The organism is Actinomadura vinacea (assembly GCF_039532545.1).
Taxonomy (GTDB): Bacteria; Actinomycetota; Actinomycetes; order Streptosporangiales; family Streptosporangiaceae; genus Spirillospora; species Spirillospora vinacea.
In genome coordinates this window covers 102,785-122,052 of the sequence record NZ_BAAARW010000011.1, presented here as the reverse complement: position 1 = coordinate 122,052, position 19,268 = coordinate 102,785, and the positions used below count along the sequence as shown (strand labels likewise).

20 protein-coding genes are annotated in these 19,268 nt (G+C 71.1%); 7 read left to right on the top strand and 13 right to left on the bottom strand.

The genetic code is table 11. The features are described from left to right. Positions 1 to 97: 97 nt before the first annotated feature. From ABD340_RS12295 to ABD340_RS12270, 6 genes are all read right to left on the bottom strand, one after another. Positions 98 to 904 carry a MetQ/NlpA family ABC transporter substrate-binding protein gene (locus ABD340_RS12295; protein ID WP_344588942.1) on the bottom strand — a complete coding sequence of 269 codons (807 nt, stop codon included), beginning with the start codon at positions 902 to 904 and terminating at the stop codon, positions 98 to 100. Positions 905 to 957: 53 nt separating this feature from the next. Next, entirely contained in the window at positions 958 to 1,614 is a 657-nt protein-coding gene (locus ABD340_RS12290; RefSeq protein WP_344588941.1) for a methionine ABC transporter permease, read from the bottom strand. Then, positions 1,611 to 2,669 (bottom strand): methionine ABC transporter ATP-binding protein, encoded by a 1,059-nt coding sequence (locus ABD340_RS12285; protein WP_344588940.1) that lies wholly within the window; start codon positions 2,667 to 2,669, stop codon positions 1,611 to 1,613. Before ABD340_RS12285 ends, ABD340_RS12290 begins: the two co-directional genes overlap by 4 nt. 401 nt (positions 2,670 to 3,070) lie before the next feature. After that, on the bottom strand, positions 3,071 to 3,889 hold the full coding sequence (locus ABD340_RS12280; RefSeq protein ID WP_344588939.1) for a DUF4097 family beta strand repeat-containing protein: 819 nt from the start codon (positions 3,887 to 3,889) through the stop codon (positions 3,071 to 3,073). Next, the gene (locus ABD340_RS12275) at positions 3,886 to 4,548 is read right to left on the bottom strand and encodes a response regulator (protein ID WP_344588938.1); all 663 of its coding nucleotides are present in this window, start codon (positions 4,546 to 4,548) and stop codon (positions 3,886 to 3,888) included. Before ABD340_RS12275 ends, ABD340_RS12280 begins: the two co-directional genes overlap by 4 nt. Next, on the bottom strand, positions 4,536 to 5,747 hold the full coding sequence (locus ABD340_RS12270) for a sensor histidine kinase (RefSeq protein ID WP_344588937.1): 1,212 nt from the start codon (positions 5,745 to 5,747) through the stop codon (positions 4,536 to 4,538). The genes ABD340_RS12275 and ABD340_RS12270 overlap by 13 nt, the downstream gene beginning before the upstream one ends. Before the next feature lie 163 nt (positions 5,748 to 5,910). Between ABD340_RS12270 and ABD340_RS12265 the strand changes: the two genes are divergently transcribed. From ABD340_RS12265 to ABD340_RS12255, 3 genes are all read left to right on the top strand, one after another. Further along, entirely contained in the window at positions 5,911 to 6,387 is a 477-nt protein-coding gene (locus ABD340_RS12265; protein ID WP_344588936.1) for a hypothetical protein, read from the top strand. Between the two features lie 97 nt (positions 6,388 to 6,484). Beyond that, on the top strand, positions 6,485 to 7,054 hold the full coding sequence (locus ABD340_RS12260; protein ID WP_344588935.1) for a hypothetical protein: 570 nt from the start codon (positions 6,485 to 6,487) through the stop codon (positions 7,052 to 7,054). 18 nt (positions 7,055 to 7,072) lie between these two features. After that, complete coding sequence (locus ABD340_RS12255; protein WP_344588933.1) at positions 7,073 to 7,747, top strand: class I SAM-dependent methyltransferase; 675 nt, start codon at positions 7,073 to 7,075, stop codon at positions 7,745 to 7,747. A 118-nt stretch (positions 7,748 to 7,865) separates the two neighbouring features. Here ABD340_RS12255 and ABD340_RS12250 read toward each other — a convergent pair whose 3' ends face one another. Beyond that, positions 7,866 to 9,029: a lactate 2-monooxygenase gene (locus ABD340_RS12250; protein ID WP_344588932.1), complete on the bottom strand. Its 1,164-nt coding sequence runs from the start codon at positions 9,027 to 9,029 to the stop codon at positions 7,866 to 7,868. Between the two features lie 107 nt (positions 9,030 to 9,136). On the opposite strand from ABD340_RS12250, the gene ABD340_RS12245 reads away from it, so the two are divergent. Next, positions 9,137 to 11,629 (top strand): DNA gyrase/topoisomerase IV subunit A, encoded by a 2,493-nt coding sequence (locus ABD340_RS12245; RefSeq protein WP_344588931.1) that lies wholly within the window; start codon positions 9,137 to 9,139, stop codon positions 11,627 to 11,629. 85 nt (positions 11,630 to 11,714) lie between these two features. After that, positions 11,715 to 12,419 carry a hypothetical protein gene (locus tag ABD340_RS12240; RefSeq protein ID WP_344588930.1) on the top strand — a complete coding sequence of 235 codons (705 nt, stop codon included), beginning with the start codon at positions 11,715 to 11,717 and terminating at the stop codon, positions 12,417 to 12,419. Between the two features lie 70 nt (positions 12,420 to 12,489). Here ABD340_RS12240 and ABD340_RS12235 read toward each other — a convergent pair whose 3' ends face one another. The 3 genes from ABD340_RS12235 to ABD340_RS12225 all read right to left on the bottom strand — a co-directional run bounded on the left by ABD340_RS12235 (position 12,490) and on the right by ABD340_RS12225 (position 14,758). Further along, positions 12,490 to 13,515, bottom strand: a complete 1,026-nt coding sequence (locus tag ABD340_RS12235; RefSeq protein WP_344588929.1) for a WD40 repeat domain-containing protein — start codon at positions 13,513 to 13,515, stop codon at positions 12,490 to 12,492. Positions 13,516 to 13,682: 167 nt separating this feature from the next. Beyond that, entirely contained in the window at positions 13,683 to 13,901 is a 219-nt protein-coding gene (locus tag ABD340_RS12230) for a DUF397 domain-containing protein (protein ID WP_344588928.1), read from the bottom strand. Positions 13,902 to 13,906: 5 nt separating this feature from the next. Further along, the gene (locus ABD340_RS12225; RefSeq protein ID WP_344588927.1) at positions 13,907 to 14,758 is read right to left on the bottom strand and encodes a helix-turn-helix domain-containing protein; all 852 of its coding nucleotides are present in this window, start codon (positions 14,756 to 14,758) and stop codon (positions 13,907 to 13,909) included. Positions 14,759 to 14,959: 201 nt separating this feature from the next. Between ABD340_RS12225 and ABD340_RS12220 the strand changes: the two genes are divergently transcribed. Beyond that, the gene (locus ABD340_RS12220; RefSeq protein ID WP_344588926.1) at positions 14,960 to 15,694 is read left to right on the top strand and encodes an ATP-binding protein; all 735 of its coding nucleotides are present in this window, start codon (positions 14,960 to 14,962) and stop codon (positions 15,692 to 15,694) included. A 3-nt stretch (positions 15,695 to 15,697) separates the two neighbouring features. Here the strand turns inward: ABD340_RS12220 and ABD340_RS12215 are convergent, their stop codons facing one another. Continuing rightward, positions 15,698 to 16,066: a steroid Delta-isomerase gene (locus ABD340_RS12215; RefSeq protein WP_344588925.1), complete on the bottom strand. Its 369-nt coding sequence runs from the start codon at positions 16,064 to 16,066 to the stop codon at positions 15,698 to 15,700. 76 nt (positions 16,067 to 16,142) lie between these two features. Between ABD340_RS12215 and ABD340_RS12210 the strand changes: the two genes are divergently transcribed. After that, positions 16,143 to 16,712, top strand: a complete 570-nt coding sequence (locus ABD340_RS12210) for a thioredoxin family protein (protein WP_344588923.1) — start codon at positions 16,143 to 16,145, stop codon at positions 16,710 to 16,712. Here the strand turns inward: ABD340_RS12210 and ABD340_RS12205 are convergent, their stop codons facing one another. Beyond that, the gene (locus ABD340_RS12205; protein WP_344588922.1) at positions 16,713 to 18,053 is read right to left on the bottom strand and encodes an APC family permease; all 1,341 of its coding nucleotides are present in this window, start codon (positions 18,051 to 18,053) and stop codon (positions 16,713 to 16,715) included. It lies immediately after the preceding gene. Between the two features lie 51 nt (positions 18,054 to 18,104). Beyond that, on the bottom strand, positions 18,105 to 19,241 hold the full coding sequence (locus ABD340_RS12200; RefSeq protein ID WP_344588921.1) for an SMI1/KNR4 family protein: 1,137 nt from the start codon (positions 19,239 to 19,241) through the stop codon (positions 18,105 to 18,107). Between the last annotated feature and the right edge of the window lie 27 nt (positions 19,242 to 19,268).

The following is a 19,268-nucleotide window of genomic DNA, read 5'->3' as shown; positions in this document are numbered from 1 at the left end:
AGGTGCCAGCTAACGGGCGCCGCGAGCGAAATAACGCCGAAGCCCCCCGGACGGCCGGGCGTCCAGGGGCTTGTCGGCACAAGCGGCGGTGCGGGGCTCAGGCCGCGGGCAGCACCGAGCCCTTGTACTTGTCCTGGATGAACTTCTTGACCTCGGGGCCGGTCAGCAGTTCCGCGAGCTTCTTGACGTCGGCGTCGCCCTTGTTCTCCGGCTTGGTGACGAGCCCGTTGACGTACGGGTTGTTCTCTGGCTTCTCGCTCGCGAGCGCGTCCTTGGCCGGGGTCAGGCCGCCCTCCAGCGCGTAGTTGCCGTTGATGACGGAGGCGTCGACGTCGGCGAGCTGGCGGGGCAGCGCGGCGGCGTCGGTCGGCCGGAACTCCAGGCCCTTGGGGTTGCCGGCGACGTCCTTCTCGGTGGCCTTCTCGCCCGCGCCCGGCTTCAGCGTGACCAGGCCGTTGTCGGCCAGCAGCTTTAGCCCGCGGGCCAGGTTGGACGGGTCGCTGGGCAGCGCGACCGTGGCGCCCTGGCGCAGGTCCTGCAGCTTGGCGACCTTCTTGGAGTAGACGCCCAGCGGCTCGAGGTGGACGCCCGCGACGAACTCCAGCTTCTGCCCGGTCTTCTGGTTGGACTCGGTCAGGTACGGCCGGTGCTGGAAGTAGTTCGCGTCGAGCTGCCCGTCGTTGAGGGCGGGGTTCAGCTGCTCGTAGTTGCTGAACTCCTTGATCTCCAGCTTGAGCCCGGCCTTGCCGGCCAGGTTGTCCTTGACGTAGGCGAGGATCTCGGCGTGCGGCACCGAGGTGGCGCCGACGGTGAGGGTGCCGGCGTCGTTGCCCGAGCCGCCGCAGGCGGCCAGGCCCAGCAGCAGTCCGGCGGACGCGAGGGCGGTGGTGATCTTGCGCAGCACGAGGAGTGCCTTTCTCGTTCGATGGGGAAAGGGGAAGCGGGGCGGGCGGCGGCTCAGCGGTGCGAGAGCCGCCGGGCGAACAGGTCGCCGATGAGCTGGACGATCGCCACCAGCACCACCAGCAGCACGAGGATGGCCAGCATCATCTGGGTCTCGAAGCGCTGGTAGCCGTACCGGATGGCCAGGTCGCCCAGGCCGCCGCCGCCGATCGCGCCGGCGATCGCCGAGTAACCGATCAGCGCGATGACGGTGATGGTGAGCCCGGAGATCAGGCCCGGCGCGGCCTCCCGCAGCAGCACCTTGCGGACCAGCTCGGGCCGGGAGGCGCCCATCGCGCGGGCCGCCGCGATCACGCCGGGCTCGACCTCGCGCAGCGCGGTCTCCACCAGCCGGGCGTAGAACGGGATCGCCCCGACGGTCAGCGGCACGATCGCCGCCTGGGTGCCGATGGAGGTGCCCACCAGCAGCCGGGTGAACGGGATGATGCCCATCATCAGGATGACGAACGGAATGGACCGGCCGACGTTCACCACCAGCCCGAGGACCGCGTTCACCGGCCGGGAGGGCATCAGGCCGTCCCTGGCGGTGAGGATCAGCAGCACCCCGGCCAGGATCCCGCCGGCCGCGGTGAACAGCGTCGACCAGACGGTCATCTGCAGGGTCTCCAGGGTGCCCTGGCGCAGCAGCGGCGCCATCTCATCCCACGTCATGACAGCGACGCCTCCTGTTCGTCCGGTTCGGCGGCCGGCACCAAGGCCGGCGGCCCGGCGGCGGCCGGGGCGCGGACCTCGACGGTCAGCCCGGCCTCGCGCAGGTAGGCCAGCTGGGCGGCGTTGACGTCCGGGTCGCCGGGCAGCTCGATCCGCAGCCGGCCGATCCGGGTTCCGCCGATCCGCTCGACCGCGCCGCCGAGGATGTTGACGTCGATCGAGTAGGTGCGGGCGAGCGAGGACACGAACGGCCGGTCGGCGCTGTCGCCCTCGAAGGTCACGTCGGCCACGGTCGTCCCGGCGCCGGAGCGGGGGCCGGCGGCGGGCAGCGGCAGCAGGTCGCGGGCCAGTTCCGAGCCGGGACGCAGCAGCAGCTCGCGCAGCGGCCCGGACTCCACCACCCGGCCCGCCCGCATGATCGCGGCCGAGTCGCAGATCCGCTTGACCACCTCCATCTCGTGGGTGATCAGCAGAACAGTGAGCCCGAGCCGGCGGTTGAGGTCGCGCAGCAGCTCCAGGATGGAGGCGGTGGTCTCGGGGTCCAGCGCCGAGGTGGCCTCGTCCGACAGCAGCACCTTGGGCCGGCCGGCCAGCGCGCGGGCGATCCCGACGCGCTGCTTCTGCCCGCCCGACAGCTGCGCCGGGTAGGCGGCGGCGTGCTCGTCCAGCCCGACCAGTTCCAGCAGCTCGGCGACCCGGGCGGCCCGCTCGGACCTGGGCACCCCCATGACCTCCAGCGGGAAGGCCACGTTGCCGGCCACGGTCCGGCCGGACAGCAGCCCGAAGTGCTGGTGGATCATGCCGATGCCCTGGCGGGCGCGGCGCAGCTCGCGGCCGTCCAGGGACAGCAGGTCGCGGCCGTCGACCGCGATCCGGCCGGAGTCGGGGCGCTCCAGCAGGTTCACGCAGCGCAGCAGGGTGCTCTTGCCGGCCCCGCTGCGGCCGAGGACGCCGAAGACCTCGCCCTCGCGCACGGTGAGGTCGACGCCGTCGACGGCGGTGACCTCACGTCCGCGGGATCGGTAGACTTTGCTGACTTTTTCGATCTGAATCACAGGAAATCATCCGTCCGGACGGGCAGATGGGCAGAGGGATCAGACGAGCAGGCGGGAGTGCCCCGCCCCGGGCTCAGGAGCGGCCGGGCGGGTACGGCGCGTGGCTCAGGAGGTGGTGCTCGATGTTCATGTGCGGGCGGCGTTCATGTGCGGCGACGTTCGTCGGGTTCGTCGCGGGGAGTGGCTCGCTTCTGGGGCGCGAGGCGTTGCGGGGGCCCTCAGCGCTCAACACATTCGCCGGCGGCACGTACGGCCCATCGCCGGGACGGCGTGCGGCCGGCACGTCGCGAGGCAGGAGCGTACGGCGGTCACGTCATCAGTAAACCCGGCCGACAGGGCTGACGCAAACGAATCAGCGGCCCCGTGAACAGGATCACAAGCCCGCTCAGGGAGCCGCAGGGCTACCGCGAGCCGCCGGGGTAGCCGATCCGGATCGGACCCGAGCCGGCCTTCGCGACGATCTCCCGCGGCGACGACCGGTCGCCGAGCGCCGGATCGACCCGCGCCGACCCCGTCCCGCCCTCCAGGCCGACCCGGTAGTAGGACCCCCTCGGGACGGTCACCCGCACCTCCCCCGAACCGGCGGACGCCTTGACCCGCGACGGCGGCGCCGCGAAACCGAGACCGATCCGCCCCGAACCCACCTCGGCCTCCAGTTCGGTGGCGGCCAGGTCCGTTCCGGTGATCTCCCCGGAGCCCGACCGCGCCCAGACCCGGCCGTTCACGTCGGCCATGTCGAGCAGCCCGGACCCGGCCTCCAGCCGCAGGTCGCCGCTGATCCCCCGCACCCGGAACTCGCCGGAGCCGATCCTGGCGCGCACCCGCGCGCCCGGCGGGATCCGCAGGTCGAGGTCGGCGCCGCACTCGAGGTCGGGGTAGACGCCCTTGTCCCCATCGCAGGTGAATCGGACCAGCAGCACCTCGCCGGCCCAGATCTGCTCCACCCGCGGCCTGCTGAACGCCCAGGTCAGCCGTTTGAAGACGCGGACCTGCCCGGACCGCCCCGGCCCGACCGTCACCCGGGCCCCGCCGGCGTCGATCTCCACATCGGTGATCGGGCGGCGGTGCACCACCGCGTCGGTGGTGGTGCGGCGGATCGCCGTCCCGTAGACGCGCAGCCCGGCCGGCATCAGCACGGCGAGCGCGGTCCCGACCGCCAGCATCACCCAGATCCCGCGGCGCCGCGGCCGTGCCCCACCCGTTTCCACGGCCTCCGTCACGCTTCCCCGCCCGGGCCGCCGCCGCCCAGGAAGCGCAGCACGGCCAGCACACGGCGGTGGTCGCCCTCGGCGTCCGGCAGGTCCAGCTTGGCGAAGATGGAGTTGATGTGCTTGGCGACGGCGCTCTCGCTGACCACCAGCGCGGCCGCGACGCCCGCGTTCGACCTGCCCTCGGCCATCACCGCCAGCACCTCCCGTTCGCGCGGGGTGAGCCGGTCCAGCGGGTCGCTCTGCCGGCGCAGCAGCAGTTGTGCGACCACCTCGGGGTCCAGCGCCGTGCCGCCGGCCGCCACCCGGCGCAGCGCGTCCAGGAAGGCGGACACGTCGGCCACCCGGTCCTTGAGGAGGTAGCCGACCCCGCTGGTGCTGGTGGTGAGCAGGTCCGCCGCGTACCGCTCCTCCACGTACTGCGAGAGCACCAGCAGCGCCACCTCGGGCCACTGCCGCCGGATCACCAGGGCCGCGCGGACGCCCTCGTCGGTGAACGCCGGCGGCATTCGCACGTCCACGATCGCCGCGTCCGGCCGGTGCTCCTCCACCGCGGCCAGCAGCCCTTCGGCGTCCCCGACCGCCGCCGGGACCTGGAATCCCGCCGTCTCCAGCAGCTTGATCAGGCCGGCCCGCAGCAGGACCGAGTCCTCTGCGATCACAACGCGCACGGCAGCTCCACGGACACGGTGGTCGGTCCCCCTTCGGGGCTGGAAATGCGGAAGGTACCGTCCACCGACCCGACCCGCCGCGCGAGCCCGGTCAGCCCGGACCCCCGGGACGGGTCGGCGCCGCCCGCGCCGTCGTCGGCGACCCGCACCAGCAGCAGGTCGCCGCGCCGCGCCACGTCGATCTCCACCTCGGTCGCCCGCGCGTGCTTGACGACGTTGGCGAGCGCCTCGGAGACCACGAAGTACGCGACCGCCTCGACCGTGGACGAGGCGCGCCGCGGGACGTCGACGCGCAACCGCACCGGCAGCGGCACCCGGGCCGCGATGCCCGACAGCGCGGCGTCCAGGCCCCGGTCCTCCAGGACGGCGGGATGCAGGCCGCGGATCAGGTCGCGGATCTCGGTGAGGGCCTCCTTGGCCTCCTCGTGGGCCTCAACGATCACCCGCATCGCCTCGTCCGGGACGCCGGTCAGCGTCTCGCGGGCCAGGCCGAGGCCCATGGCGAGGGCGACGAGCCGCTGCTGGGCGCCGTCGTGCAGGTCGCGCTCGATGCGGCGGCGCTCGATGTCGGCGGCGTCGACCGCGCCGGCGCGCTTCTCGGCCAGGTCCTCGACGCGGCGTTCCAGCTCCTTGGCGCGGTCCGGGCCCAGCAGCACCTCGATCGCGCGGGCGTCCAGCCGCCGCACCGCCATCGCGGCCCAGGGGGCGGCCAGGAGGAGCAGCCCCCCGGCGGCGGTGAGCGCGCCCAGCCTGGACGGGGGGAGCTGCGGCAGCGTCTTCGCGTACGCCGTGATCGCGGCGAGCGCGACCCCGCCCGCCCACGCGGCGATGACCAGCAGCGCACCGCAGGCCAGCACCGGGCCGACTAGGAGGTGGTAGGCGAGCGACCGCCAGAGCCCTTCGGTGCGGAACCGGCCGGGCCGTTCTCCCGGGGGCGGGACGTGCAGGCCGAGCATGGCCCAGCAGCGTTCGCGCTGCGCCGAGGCGAGCGGGTGCGCGAGCACGACCACCACCAGCAGCGCCAGCACCAGGACGGGCACCCCGTCCAGCGGGTTCCAGACCGCCCAGGGCGCGCCGATGATCAGCCAGCCGCCGAGCTGGAGCGGGACCCCGGACGCGGTGAACGCGGTGTCCCGCCACGCCGCCGCCGACCACGGGGCGTGCCCGCGCGCCCGCGGCGGCCAGGAGAGGGACACCATGGGCAAACCGTATTGCCAGGTTCGACCAGGGGTGCAACTAGTGCCACCCCGGAGCCGGATAGCCGCCTTACTGAAATCCAACCCCGCGGACGGAATGCTGGGCAGCGATCCGATTCAGCGCAATGCAGATGGGTTTGGGGCATCCCCGCCAAGGAGGTCGTCGATGGTCGTCACCCTGCAAAGAGCCCGCCGGGCGCGCCCGCAACGCCTGGCACGGCCGGGCCCGCGGCGCGCCCGGTGGACGGGCCGGGGGCTGATCGCCGGCGGCGCCGCGATGGTGCCGTGGACCGTCGCGGTCGCGTCCCGCCTGCCGTCCGCGAAGCAGGTGTCCAACTGGTCGCTGGCGTGGACCGGGCTGGACGCGGCGATCGCCGCCGGGCTGCTGGGCACCGGGGCGCTGCTGGCACAGGGCGATGTTCGTCACAGGCCGGCCGCGGCCGCCACCGCCGCGCTGCTGGTCATGGACGCCTGGTTCGACATGACGACCGCCGCCGCGGGACCCGAGCGCGCGCGGGCGCTGGCCCTCGCGATCGGCGCGGAGCTCCCCATGGCGGCGCTCTGCGGGTACCTGGCGCTGCGCGCCGGCGACCAGAGCACGCCGGAACCGGGCGCGGACGGCGGGACTGAGCCAGACGGATGAAACCGAGTGACCCAGACCTTTAGAGTGAATCCGACGTAGGGCCCTCTCTGCGGGAGGGCCCTTTCCCTTGCCTGCCTGATCACGAGGTCCCCCGAACATGAACGACCACGAGGTGCACGCGGAGTGCCTGCGGCTGCTGCGGGACGGCCTGCCCGAGCCCATGCCGCCCGGCTTCGACGACGGCCGGGACTTCCTGCCGCTCTGCCTCGACGTCGACGGCGACATCGGCGTTGTCACGTTCCTAAGGCGACCGGGGGACGTCGCCGGAGTCTTCCCTCCCTTCATCGAAGGCTGGACGTTCCACCGCCGCGACGGCGAATGGATGGAATTGGGCGGCGGTGGCGGCTCGGCCCCCGAGGAGCCCCTCACCCGCCGTTCGGCCGCCGAGCTGGGCGGCCGCCACCTGCAGCGGTACGGGACGGGCCGGAGCGTCCGCAACGCCAACCGGCTGCTGCCCTGGGGCGCCAAGTGGGTCAGCCAGGCCCGCCTCTGGGTCGCGGCCGACGTCAGCCACCTCCGCGTGGGCAACCGGCTGCTGGAGGTCCCCCCGCACGGTCACACCGTCGTCGTCTGGGGCGCCCGCCGCGGCCCCGTCGTCGAAGCGCTGTCCGCGGACGGCGTCGTCCTGGACACCCTCATCCTGGACCAGGCCCTGGCCCGAGCCTGAGGATGCTGTGATGGCTGGATGGGCGTACCGGCCGACTACGACGAGGACCCTGAACGCTTCCGACTCGGCACTCGTGTCACAGAGCGCTACCTGACGGGCACGAGCAGCCTTTACGAGCGCGTGGCCGCCAGGTTGGGCGGCGACGTGCTCGACATCGGCTGCGGTGAAGGGGCGCTCAGCGCTGTGCCGGCCGAAGCCCCTGTACGGATCGTGGGGTTGGACGCGTCGGCGACCATGCTGCGGGCCCATCCCCGTCCGGCCGTGCGCGCCACGGCGGTACGGCTGCCGTTCAAGGACGGGACCTTCGACGCGGCCGTGGCGGTGAACATGCTGTACCACCTGGACGATCCCGTGCCCGCCATCCGGGAGGCGAGGCGCGTGCTGGCGCCGGGAGGGCTCTTCATCGCGCCCGCCATCAGCCGCTACGACAGCCCCGAGCTGGCCCACGTGTGGCGGCGGGAGCCCACCTGCTTCGACGCCGAGGAGGCCCCGGACATCGTCGCGCGCGTCTTCGGCAGGGGCCGGGTCGAGGTCGAGCGCTGGGACGCGCCGCTCATCACCCTGCCCGACCAGGAGGCCGTACGGGACTTCCTCACCGCCCGTCAGGTGGCCGAGGCGTCCGTACTGGCCGGGAGGGTGCACGCACCCGTGGCCGTCACCAAACGGGGAGCGCTCGTCCTGGCGCGCAGGTGAGGCCGAGAGGAACGGCGAGGTGAGCGGTCGCATGCACGGAGACCTTTCCGCGGGTCCGTAAGACGATAGGGATCCCGAGTTACCGGAAGGTTGCCGGCGCGTTTCACACCGTCGCCGGTCAGCTTCGCTGGAGCGTCTCCGGGCCGAGCTCGTCCGGCCGCCGGTGCCCCGACAGGGCCAGCGTCAGCTCCAGCTCCGCCTGCAGGCAGCGCAGGACGTGCCGCACGCCCGCCTCGCCGCCGAGCGCCAGCCCGTAGACGTACGGACGCGCGACCAGCACCGCCTCGGCGCCGAGCGCGAGCGCCTTCACGATGTCGGAGCCGGTACGGATCCCGCTGTCGAACAGCACCGCGGCCTGGCCGCCCACCGCCGCCGCGACCCCCGGAAGCGCGTCCAGGGACGCGATCGCGCCGTCCACCTGCCGCCCGCCGTGGTTGGAGACGATCACGCCGTCCATCCCCGCGTCCACGGCGCGCCGGGCGTCGTCGGGGTGCTGGATGCCCTTGAGCGCGATCGGGCCGTCCCAGTGCTCCCGCAGGAACACCAGATCGTCCCAGGTCAGCGAGGGATTCCCGAACGTGGCGACCCAGTGCAGGACCGCGGTGTCGCGGTTGGCGTCGGTGACCGGCCCGCCCACCGCCTTCTGGAAGACCGGGTCCGAGAAGTAGTTGGCGGTCCCGATCCCGCGCAGGAACGGGAGGTAGGCCTGCTCCAGGTCGCGCGGCCGCCACGCCAGGGTGAAGGTGTCGAGGGTGACCACCAGCGCCGTGTAACCGGCCGCCTTGGCCCGCTCCAGGAAGCTGACGGCCAGGTCGCGGTCCTTGGGCCAGTACAGCTGGTACCAGCGCGGCCCCTCGCCGCCCGCCTCCGCGACCTCCTCCATCGTGGCCGACGCCGCCGTGCTCAGCACGATCGGCAGCCCGCACGACGCGGCGGCCCGGGCCACCGCGAGCTCCCCGTCCGGATGGAAGATCGACTGGACGCCGATCGGGGCGAGCAGGATCGGCGCCGGCATCGCCGTGCCGAGCACCTCCGCCGACAGGTCGCGGTGCGCCACGTCCCGCAGCATCCGCGGGACGATCCGCCACCGGTCGAAGGCGGCCCGGTTGGCCCGCGCGGTGGCCTCGGCGCCCGCCGAGCCCGCCGCGTACCCGAACGCCTGCGCCGACAGCCGGCGCTCGGCCAGCCCCTCCAGCCTGGTCAGATCGGCGGGCAGCTCGGGCCGCACATCGCCCAGGCCCTTCAGGTAGATCTCGTTCTGGAAGTCGGCCAGCGCGCTCACGGAAACCTCCTCGGCACGATCCGCCGCCCATCCGGCGGGCGGGTTTTCGGCGCGCCGAAAGGTGGTGCGGTACGAATCTGTCTCTGGGACCCGCCACAATGTCCCACATGGCACGACGCGGATCCCAGGCCCCTCCCCCGCCGGACTTCGAAGAGAACATCATCGATGTCGATGTCTCGGAGGAGATGCGCGGCAGCTACCTCGAGTACGCCTACTCGGTCATCTACCAGCGGGCACTCCCCGACGCGCGCGACGGACTCAAGCCCGTGCAGCGCCGGATCCTGTACTCGATGAACGAGATGGGCCTGCGCCCCGACCGCGGGCACGTCAAGTGCGCCCGCGTGGTCGGCGAGGTGATGGGCAAGCTGCACCCGCACGGCGACAGCGCGATCTACGACGCGATGGTGCGGATGGCCCAGCCCTGGGCGATGCGGATGCCGCTGGTCGACGGGCACGGCAACTTCGGCTCCCTCGGCGGCGACGACATGCCCGCCGCCATGCGGTACACCGAGGCCCGGATGACCCGCGCGGCGATGCAGATGGTCGCCTCCATCGACGAGGACACCGTCGACTTCCGGCCCAACTACGACGGCCAGGAGACCGAGCCCGAGGTCCTGCCCGCCGCGTTCCCCAACCTGCTGGTCAACGGCACGTCCGGGATCGCGGTCGGGATGGCCACCAACATGGCGCCGCACAACCTCGGCGAGGTGATCGCCGCGGCCCGGCACCTGATCGACCACCCCGAGGCCACGCTCGACGACCTGATGCGCTTCGTGCCCGGCCCCGACCTGCCCACCGGCGGCCGGATCGTCGGCCTGGAGGGCATCCGCGACGCCTACGAGAGCGGCCGCGGCACGTTCCGCACCCGCGCCACCGCCCACATCGAGGACGTCACCCCCCGCCGCAAGGGCATCATCGTCACCGAGCTGCCGTACGCGGTCGGTCCCGAGCGGGTCGTGGCCAAGATCAAGCAACTGGTCAACACCAAGAAGATCAACGGGATCTCCGACCTGAAGGACCTCACCGACCGCAACGTGGGGCTGCGGCTGGTCATCGAGGTCAAGAACGGCTTCAACCCCGAAGGCGTGCTGGCCGAGCTCTACCGGCTGACGCCGATGCAGGAGACGTTCGGCATCAACAACGTGGCGCTGGTCGACGGCCGGCCCCGCACGCTGGGCCTGCGCGACATGCTCCAGGTCTACATCGACCACCGCATCGAGGTCGTCCGGCGCCGCAGCGCGCACCGCCGCAAGAAGCGCGAGGACCGGCTCCACCTGGTCGACGGCCTGCTGGTCGCCCTGCTCAACATCGACGAGGTCATCCAGATCATCCGGGACAGCGACGACGCGTCCCAGGCCAAGCAGCGGCTCATGCAGATCTTCGAGCTGTCCGACATCCAGTCCCAGTACATCCTCGACACCCCGCTGCGCCGGCTCACCCGCTACGACCGGCTGGAGCTGGAGAAGGAGAAGGAGCAGCTGGCCAAGGAGATCGCCAAGCTGACCGCGATCCTGGAGTCGGAGAAGAAGCTGCGCGGCGTGGTGTCCAAGGAGCTCGGCGAGGTCGCCAAGGAGTTCTCCACGCCGCGGCGCACGGTGCTGCTGGAGTCGTCCGGGCAGGCCGCGACCGCCGAGGTGCCGCTGGAGGTCGCCGACGACCCGTGCCTGGTGCTGATGTCGTCCACCGGGCTGCTGGCCCGCACCTCCTCGGCCGAGCCGCTGGCCCACGAGGGCGCCCGCTCCGTGCACGACGTGCTGGTGTCGGTGGTGCGGGCCAGCGCCCGCACCCAGGTCGGCGTGGTCACCTCCGCGGGGCGGATGATCAAGGTGGAGGTGATCGACCTGCCCAAGCTGCCGCCGTCGGCGGCACCGCCGTCGCTGGCGGGCGGCGCCCCGATCACCGAGTACGTCGATCTCGATCCCGACGAGCGGGTCGTGGGCCTCGCCTCGCCCGCCGGCTCGCTCGCGCTGGGCACCGCGCAGGGCGTGGTCAAGCGGGTGGTGCCCGACTACCCGCCCAACCGCGACGAGTTCGAGGTCATCACGCTCAAGGACGGCGACCAGGTGATGGGCGCCGTCACCGTGGCCGACGACGACGATCTGGTCTTCATCACCAGCGACGCCCAGCTGCTGCACTACAGCGCGTCCAACGTCCGGCCGCAGGGCCGGGCCGCCGGCGGCATGGCGGGCATCAAGCTGGCGGCCGGGGCCAAGGTGATCTGGTTCGGCGCGCTCGACCCGGCGCGCGAGTCCCGGGTGGTGACGATCTCCGGCTCGTCCTCGGCCCTGCCGGGCACCCAGTCGGGCGCGGTCAAGCTCGCCGACTACGCCGACTTCCCCGCCAAGGGCCGCGCGACCGGCGGGGTCCGCTCGCACCGCTTCCTCAAGGGCGAGGACGCGCTGATCATGGCGTGGGCCGGACCCGCGCCGGTACGCGCCGCCTCGTCCACCGGCAAGCCGCTCCTGGTGGACGTCGAGCTCGGCCGCCGCGACGGCTCCGGCGAGACCCTGACCACCGCCGTCGCCGCGTTCGGAGGCCCCCTCGACCCGGCCGCCGCCCCCGCCCCGGCACCACCCGCCGACGACCCCGAGCAAGACTGACCACCGCGGCCCCCGTACCCACCGGCACGGGGGCCGCGCCACGCTCACGCCGAACACCAGTGAAGCCGGTGGCGTCTGAGGAGTCATGAACCCAAGGTGTGAACGGTGCGACGGGTCGCTGGTCCCGGTGGAGTACGGCATGCCCGTCAACGACGAGCCGTACCGGCGGCACGAACGTCGCGAGATCTACTTCACCGGCGGGTGCATGGGCGGACCCGAGCCGTGGTGGTGCTGGTCGTGCGAAAAGTTCGCCGACCCCGAACCGCGTCCCCCGCGCACGCTGACCAAGGAGGGCTACCAGCTGTCCTTGCTCGACGACATGCGCGGCGTGGCTCCGGAGGCTCCCCTGGCTCCGCCGGCGCCCTACGACGATCCGCCGGCTCACTTGCTGGAGGAGGCCGGTCGGTGGAGGACCCTGCAATCGCAGAAGATCAAGGACCTGGCGGCGATTCTGGGCGATCCGGTCAGCGGCGGCCCGTCCCGGCACCGGTTCGCCCTTCCGCTCTGGCCCGATTTCTGGCTTGAGCACACCACCATGGACACCGAAATCGCGGGTTATGTCTTCAACCGGCGGTTCGTACGCAGGTCGGGCGAGCCGATGCGGTCACCGGACGAGCTGCGCCCCTGGTCCGTCCTGCTGCCCGAGGCCCAGGCGTTCTTCGGCTGGGAGGAGACCCGGATGCCCAACGCGTACTATCACGTCGTGCCCTTCCAACTCGAAGGGCGACGGATGGAGGCGGTGTTCGTCCACCACCTTCTCCAGCACGTCGCGGAGTCCTCAGAGGGTTAGAAGGTCCGAACCTCGGCAACGAAGGACCGCGGTGAAGACCGTCGTCTGCACGAGGATGCTGGGAGCAACGTCAGCCGACGGCGCGGGTCAGGTCCCACAGGTGGATGGCATCGTTCAGGCTGCGCGTGACGGCCACGGGGATGCCCGCGATCTCGGTGACCTGCTGAAGGTGGGCGGCGAACGGGAGGCCGATCTGTTCGCCGCGGGCCAGGTCCCAGACGCGGGTCTCGCCTTCGCCCTGGGGGGCGAAATCTCTGGAGCTGCCGGTCACGGCGATGGAGCGGCCGGCCACGGTCGTGGTGCCCAGCGTCCGGATGTCGTCGGTGTGCCCGGTCAACGGGATGCCGATGGGCTCCTGGCTCGCGAGGTCCCAGACGTGCAGCCTGGCACCGTCCCCGCCCAGCACCACCGCGCGCCCCTCCACTTCGGTGATCGCGATGGGGCCCGCCCCCGGCTCTATGCCGCGCAGGTCTCCGCCGATCCGGTCGCCGGTGAGGACATCCCAGACTTGGAGGAAGGGGTCCATGCCGCCGGTCACGGCGACGGGCCGGCCGTCGACGACGGCGGCGCCCATCACCCCGTTGTAGGCGCCCTCGATCTTGGTCACACGCTCACCGGTGGCCAGCTCCCAGGCCAGCGTCACGCCCGGCTCGCAGGTGCTGACCACGAGCGGGCCGCGCTCGGACTCGACGGTGGTGAGCGAGCACACCCCGAGCACGTGGCCGATCATGACCGAGCCGATCCGCCGCCCGGTGCGCAGGTCCCAGGCCCGCACGATGCCGCCGCTGGAATCGGAGTCGCCCTCGAACGAGAAGTCGTACCGCCGACCACCGGTGACGACCACGGGCCGCCCGTCAAGGTACGTCGCCGTCACGAGCTCGGCGATGTTCGAGGGCTCCACGACGATCCATTCCTGAACGTCCTCGTCGTCGTCCTCGTCCCAGTACTCGTTCTCGATGTACCAGGAGTCGTCGGGCCCGGCCGCATCCAGGTCCAGGGAACGGCTGACGCATCCGCCCCCGCGGAGGTCGCAGGTCCACAGCACCGCGTCATCGTCTACGCTGACCACGACGGGAGCGCCGTCGAGCTCGATCACGGGCGCATTGGGGTTGGCGGAACGGTCATGCGAATGCCCTGCAAACCCGGGCATCATGCGCTCATCGGTCATGCGGTGCAGCGTAACGATCTACACCGACACCCCGCCGGCGCGCGCCCAGCACGTCTCGGAGTCCTCGGAGGGCTAGGAGGTCCGAGGCCGGGTGCTCAGCCTGCAGGCGGGGCGTAGCGCCCGGCTCGGACCTGTGCAACGAAGGCCCGCGCCGCGGCCGCCGAGAGGACCAGAGGTGATCCCTCCAGATCCTTCGAGTCCCGGACCCCGACAAACCCGCCGACCCGGGCAAGCTCCACGCAGTTCTGCGTGTGAGCCTGGCTGTGAGAGCTCTTGCGCCACACAGCCGCTACAGAGCGGAATGAGTCATACATGCCTTTTAGTGTAGTTCACGAAGTTTGGCCGTGATGTACTTACAGGTGTCTAACGGAGACAGCGCATTAGCGTTGAGATGGCGGAAGACCAGCGCGTGATGGTTCACGTCCTCAGCAGCCTCCAGGTAGAGCTCATGGAGTCCCGTCTCCAGGAAAACGATGCTGGGCTCTTCAGAGAATTCCAAGATCGCAAACGAGCCCGCCATCGCAGGATGCAAACCAACACGGTGAGGCAGGATCTGTAGGTTGATGTGCTCGGCCTCTTGCGCCCGCAAGAGCCGCTGAAGCTGTTCTCGCTGGTCTTGGAGGCTCCCAAAGGGACGCAGCAAGGCCGTCTCATCGATCACGGCCCACAGGTGCAGCGGGTCAGCGTGTTCAAGCACTCGCTGCCGTTCGATACGCAACTCGACCTTTCGCGCGACCTCATCGCCATCTTGGATGAGCCCTGCCCGGATGAGGCTCTCCGCGTACGCCGGGGTTTGCAGGAGCCCCGGAATCGTGGTCGGCTCGTAGGTCAAGACGCGTGACGCCTCCTGCTCGAAGCCGGTGTAGGTGGGGTTCTGGAAGATGTCCTGATAGCTCGCCCACCAGCCGCGCTGGCGGGAGTCACGAGTGAGTTGAAGCAGGGCTTCGCGGCGTTCAGGGTCGGTGACCTCGTAGACGTCCAGCAGGACCCTGATGTCCTGGACGCTCGGGCGGCGCCAGTCGTTGTTCTCGATGCGGGAGAGCTTGCCCTTTCCCCATTCAAGTTCACGAGTGACCTGATCAATGGTGAGGCCTGCCACCTCTCGCAGCGCGCGGAGTTCACGCGACAGCCGACGGCGGCGCACGGTCGGACGCGGGCGTTGCTCTGTCATAGCCGATCAACTCCTGCAGGCAAAGCGGACATTCAACCCTCATTGGGCGACTTACAAAATGAGGGTTGAGACTTATGGGTCCGTAGGACACCATGATGGTAACCCTCCGCGCCTAAGTCATGACAGGGAATCACCCTGATCGGGTGCGTGCCGTGTGTGCGGGAATTCGCGTTGTCCCGCTCGACCCCCGAGGAGATCATCATGATCAGTGATCGTCCCTCCGACATTCCGCTGGGCGGTGCGTGCCTGTGGGCGCTGCCGTTGGATGCGAGCATCGCCGCACGGGCGCGGTACCTGGTGACCGACGCGCTGGGGATCCTCGGTTTCCCCGCTGAGCAGATCGACAACGGGCGGCTCGCGGTGAGCGAGGTGGCCACCAACGCGCTTCAGCACACCCGTACGCGGGCGGCTCTCCCCGAGCTCTGGATGTGGGCACGCACCTACCCGAGTCGGGAGCTGGTGGTGACGGTGTTCGACGCCTCCCGGGAACGGGTTCCCGCAGAGAAGGCAGGGGGCCCGCTCGACGAGCACGGACGTGGGCTCGGCATGGTCGCGAGCGTCTGCGTGAGCTGGGGCAGCGGCCCGTCACGGTCGCTGCTGAACGAGCAGGCGCTTCCGGGCAAGGCGGTGTGGTTCACGCTGCCGCTGCCCGGTCCCTGGCCCGGAACCGCCCGGCTGGCCTCGCCGACGCACACGGCCGCGTCCCTGCGCGGCCTGCTGGCCCGCCGTGGGGTGCACGGGGTCATCACCTCGCACACCAAGGGCATGGCCATGGTGTCGGTACCGTGCGGAATCAACGTCACGGTGGAGATGACGGCTCTGCGCCATCCGGACGCGAACGGCACCTGGGTACGGCGGCCACTGACGGACATGACCGACCTGGCCGAGCACATCGTGAGCCGCACCGAGGCGCTGGAGATCCGGCCGCTCCGGTGAAGCTCACTGCACTACGTCGTCGGGGCCCCAGTAGGCGCGCATTTCAACGATCTTGCCGTGGTCGTCGAACGTCATCACCTCGATCACACGGATGCGCAGGTCCGCGCCTGGCACCTCGACGGTGAGGGCCATCGCGGCGGCGTTGCCGTGCGAGCCGCGGATCGGGCCGTCCAGGGTGAGCCTGGCTCCGGAGCCGATCGCGTTGCGGTAGAACTCCTCGATCGCGGCTCGGCCCGAGACCGGCGGGTTCCCGACCGGGTCCTCGACCACGGCGTCGGCGGCGAACAGCGCCGTGACCATGGCGGCGTCGCCCTTGGCGAACCCGTCGACGTAGGTCTGCAGCGCCCGCTTCATCTGTTCCTGATCAGCCATGTCCCGCCCATCGCTCGTCCCGCCGACCGAGCTTAACAAGCACCTGCTTGGTTCGGACACGGGGGACAATGAGGGGATGGCGATCGCATCGTTCATGGTGCCCCTCGGCACCCCCGCTCCCGACTTCACGCTGCCGCCGGCCGGTGGCGGCCCCGCCGTCTCGCCGGGCGACTTCCCGGACGCGTCCGCGCTGCTGGTGGTGTTCCTGTCCAACCACTGCCCGTACGTGCGACGCGTCGAGACCGCTTTCGGCGCCGTGACGGCCGAGTACGCGGCGAAGGGCCTGGCCACCGTCGCGATCTGCAGCAACGACGCCGAGAGGTATCCCGACGACGACGCGGATCATCTGTGCGAACAGGCCGCGAGGGCCGGATTCGCCTTCCCCTACCTGCTCGACGAGTCGCAGGAGGTCGCCCGCGCGTACAAGGCCGCCTGCACGCCCGATTTCTTCCTGTACGACGCCGGACGGCGGCTGGCCTACCGCGGCGAGTTCGACGGCGCCCGGCCGCACAACGACGTGCCCTCAGACGGGTCGTCGCTGCGCGCGGCCGTCGACCGGGTGCTCGCGGGCGAGCCCGTGCCCGAACCGCACACGCCGAGCCTGGGATGCGGGATCAAGTGGCGGCCGGGCAACGAACCCGGCTGATCAACCAGGTTCGGCCTTGGTGGCCATGGTCAGCCGGTTCACCAGCCACAGCACCACCCCGACGGCGATCAGGATCGCCGCCCGCAGGTACACCGCGCCCTCCCGGCCGGTGATCGGCAGTACCAGGACCAGGCAGCTCACCGCGCCCAGCACCGGCATCCACGTCGGCGCGCGGAAGTGCTCGTGCTCGACCGGTTCCCGGCGCAGCACCAGCACGCAGACGTTCACCAGTGCGAACACGCACAGCAACAGCAGCACGGTGGTGTCGGCCAGGGCGCCGACCTCGCCGGTGCTCACCAGGACCACCGCGATCGCGACCGTGAACAGGATCGCCACCCACGGGGTGGCCCGGGTGGGGTGGACGAGCCCGAACGCCGACGGCACGATCCGCTCGCGCGCCATCCCGTACACCAGCCGGGACGCCATGATCATGTTGATCAGCGCGGTGTTGCCCACCGCCAGCAGGGCGATCAGCGCGAACAGCTTGGGCGGGAAGCTCAGCCCCGCGACCTTCACCACCTCCAGCAGCGGCCCGGTGGAGGTCCGCAGCGTCTCGGTGTCGACCAGCATGGTCGCGGTGAACGCCACCGCGACGTAGATCACCACGGCGATGCCCAGCCCGCCGAACAGGGCCACCGGAAAGTCCCTGGCCGGGCTCTTGGCCTCCTCGGCGAGGTTGACCGAGTCCTCGAAGCCCAGCAGCGCGTAGAAGGCCAGCGCGGTGCCGCCCAGCACACCGAGGAACGCGCCGTTCGCCGGATGGAACTGCACCGCCCGGCTCGGCTCCCCGTCCCCGGCGATGAGCGCGAACAGCCCGATCACGATGATGACCAGCAGCCCGAACACCTCGATCAGGGTGAGCACCACGTTCACCTTGAGCGACTCGGAGATCCCGGCGAAGTTGACCAGCGTCACCAGGGCCAGGAAGATCAGCGCGCCCACCAGCGTCGGCAGCGAGACGAACTCGGCCAGGTACTTGCCGCCGAACGCGCGGGCGGCCGTGCTGGCCGAGGTGATCCCGCTCATCATCACCGCGAACGCCACGATGAAAGTGACGAACGGGATCCCGAACGCCTTGTTGGTGTAGAGCGCGGCCCCGGCGGCCCGCGGGTACTTGCCGACCAGCTCGGCGTAGGCGGTGGCGGTCAGCGCCGCCAGCACGAACGCCACCAGGAACGGGATCCACACCGCTCCGCCGACCTCGCCCGCGACCTCCCCGACCAGGGCGTAGATGCCCGCGCCGAGGATGTCCCCGACCACGAACAGCATGAGCACCTTGCGCCCGATGACCCGGCGCAGCCCGCCTTCGGCCCGCCGTGAATCGGCCTCCGCCTCCGTCATGCACGCTCCCTCGAAAGGATCTTTGAGCGTCCATTACCCGAGGGGCGGCCGCTAATCCGCTCCCGAGGGCGGCCTCAGAAGCGTCCCGAGTAGCTTCGGGGCGGTTCCGCTTCGGTCATGTCCCGGTCCGCGTCCGAGCCCCTGGCGGCGGTGGGCTTGATCGCCACGACGTCCGGGGCGAGGTGCCCGATCCGCTCCCACTGATCGCCGCGCACGGGCCAGGTACTGGAGCCCCTCGAGGGTGGCGATCGTCTCGATGCTCTCGACGTCGGCGCCCGAGATGTCGAGCGCCCAGAGTCGGGGCAGCGCCTCCAGCGGGGCCAGGTCGACCGGTTTCCTGGAGATGAGGGTGAGGGCGCGGAGTTCGCCGTGCCCTCTCAAGGCCTCCAGGTCGAAGCGCGGCCCTTGGAGTTCGAGCGTCTCCAGCGGCAACCCGTCCAGGGGGCTGAGGTCGAGTTCGGCCGAGGTCTCGACGCGCAGCCCATGAAGGTTCGGGGCCGACCGCACGAAGGCGAGGTCGTCGACGTCGGACGCCCGGAACTCCTGAACCAGTGGCCGCGGCTCGTGCGAGACCGTCCCGTTCACGTACTCGCACGCGGCGTCCTCGGCTTCGCGCCGCTTGGGCAGGTCGGCCTTGTACCTGAGGCTCTTGCCCTCGTAGGTGGCGGTGTCGAGAGCCTCGATGAGGCGCCGCAGGAGGGTGGTGACCGAATCGGCGATGTAGAGCGGCCCGGACGAATAGTGCGTCCCGATCTTGATGACCTGCCCGGGACGCCTCGTGGGCCCGGGATCCATGTCGACGGCCAGGTAGTCGCCACCCGTGCTGTGCGCGAAGGGGATCCATCCCGGCCGCATGATCGACCGTTTCACCGCCCCGGCGGGGTCCGAGTCGCGGATCAGCGTCCGGTGGGGCTCGTATTCCCAGCTGAGCGCGACGTCCGTCCACTCTTCGACGCCGCCGCCGGCGGCGATGTCGCCGATCCCGAGCCAGGGATGCCGGTTGAACAGGCCGGCTTCCAGGTCGTCTCCGTCGCAGATGCCGTACAGGGCCCGCAGATCGGGCGGCAACGGGTGGCCGAGACCCTCCTCCAGTTCGGCGATGTCCTCCTCGGCCGCCGGTTCGGGAAGCCTCTCCTCGTACCCGATGATCTCGGCCCGCCGCCGCATGTACTCCCGGAACAGCCGCACGGCCTCCTGGGGATCGCCTGCGGGCGC

Coding starts and splice junctions, on each gene's coding strand:
- ABD340_RS12290 (WP_344588941.1), bottom strand. CDS start 1,614: ATGACGTGGGATGAGATGGCGCCGCTGCTGCGCCAGGGCACCCTGGAG.
- ABD340_RS12270 (WP_344588937.1), bottom strand. CDS start 5,747: ATGGTGTCCCTCTCCTGGCCGCCGCGGGCGCGCGGGCACGCCCCGTGG.
- ABD340_RS12265 (WP_344588936.1), top strand. CDS start 5,911: ATGGTCGTCACCCTGCAAAGAGCCCGCCGGGCGCGCCCGCAACGCCTG.
- ABD340_RS12260 (WP_344588935.1), top strand. CDS start 6,485: ATGAACGACCACGAGGTGCACGCGGAGTGCCTGCGGCTGCTGCGGGAC.
- ABD340_RS12255 (WP_344588933.1), top strand. CDS start 7,073: ATGGGCGTACCGGCCGACTACGACGAGGACCCTGAACGCTTCCGACTC.
- ABD340_RS12245 (WP_344588931.1), top strand. CDS start 9,137: ATGGCACGACGCGGATCCCAGGCCCCTCCCCCGCCGGACTTCGAAGAG.
- ABD340_RS12240 (WP_344588930.1), top strand. CDS start 11,715: ATGAACCCAAGGTGTGAACGGTGCGACGGGTCGCTGGTCCCGGTGGAG.
- ABD340_RS12230 (WP_344588928.1), bottom strand. CDS start 13,901: ATGTATGACTCATTCCGCTCTGTAGCGGCTGTGTGGCGCAAGAGCTCT.
- ABD340_RS12225 (WP_344588927.1), bottom strand. CDS start 14,758: ATGACAGAGCAACGCCCGCGTCCGACCGTGCGCCGCCGTCGGCTGTCG.
- ABD340_RS12220 (WP_344588926.1), top strand. CDS start 14,960: ATGATCAGTGATCGTCCCTCCGACATTCCGCTGGGCGGTGCGTGCCTG.
- ABD340_RS12215 (WP_344588925.1), bottom strand. CDS start 16,066: ATGGCTGATCAGGAACAGATGAAGCGGGCGCTGCAGACCTACGTCGAC.
- ABD340_RS12210 (WP_344588923.1), top strand. CDS start 16,143: ATGGCGATCGCATCGTTCATGGTGCCCCTCGGCACCCCCGCTCCCGAC.
- ABD340_RS12205 (WP_344588922.1), bottom strand. CDS start 18,053: ATGACGGAGGCGGAGGCCGATTCACGGCGGGCCGAAGGCGGGCTGCGC.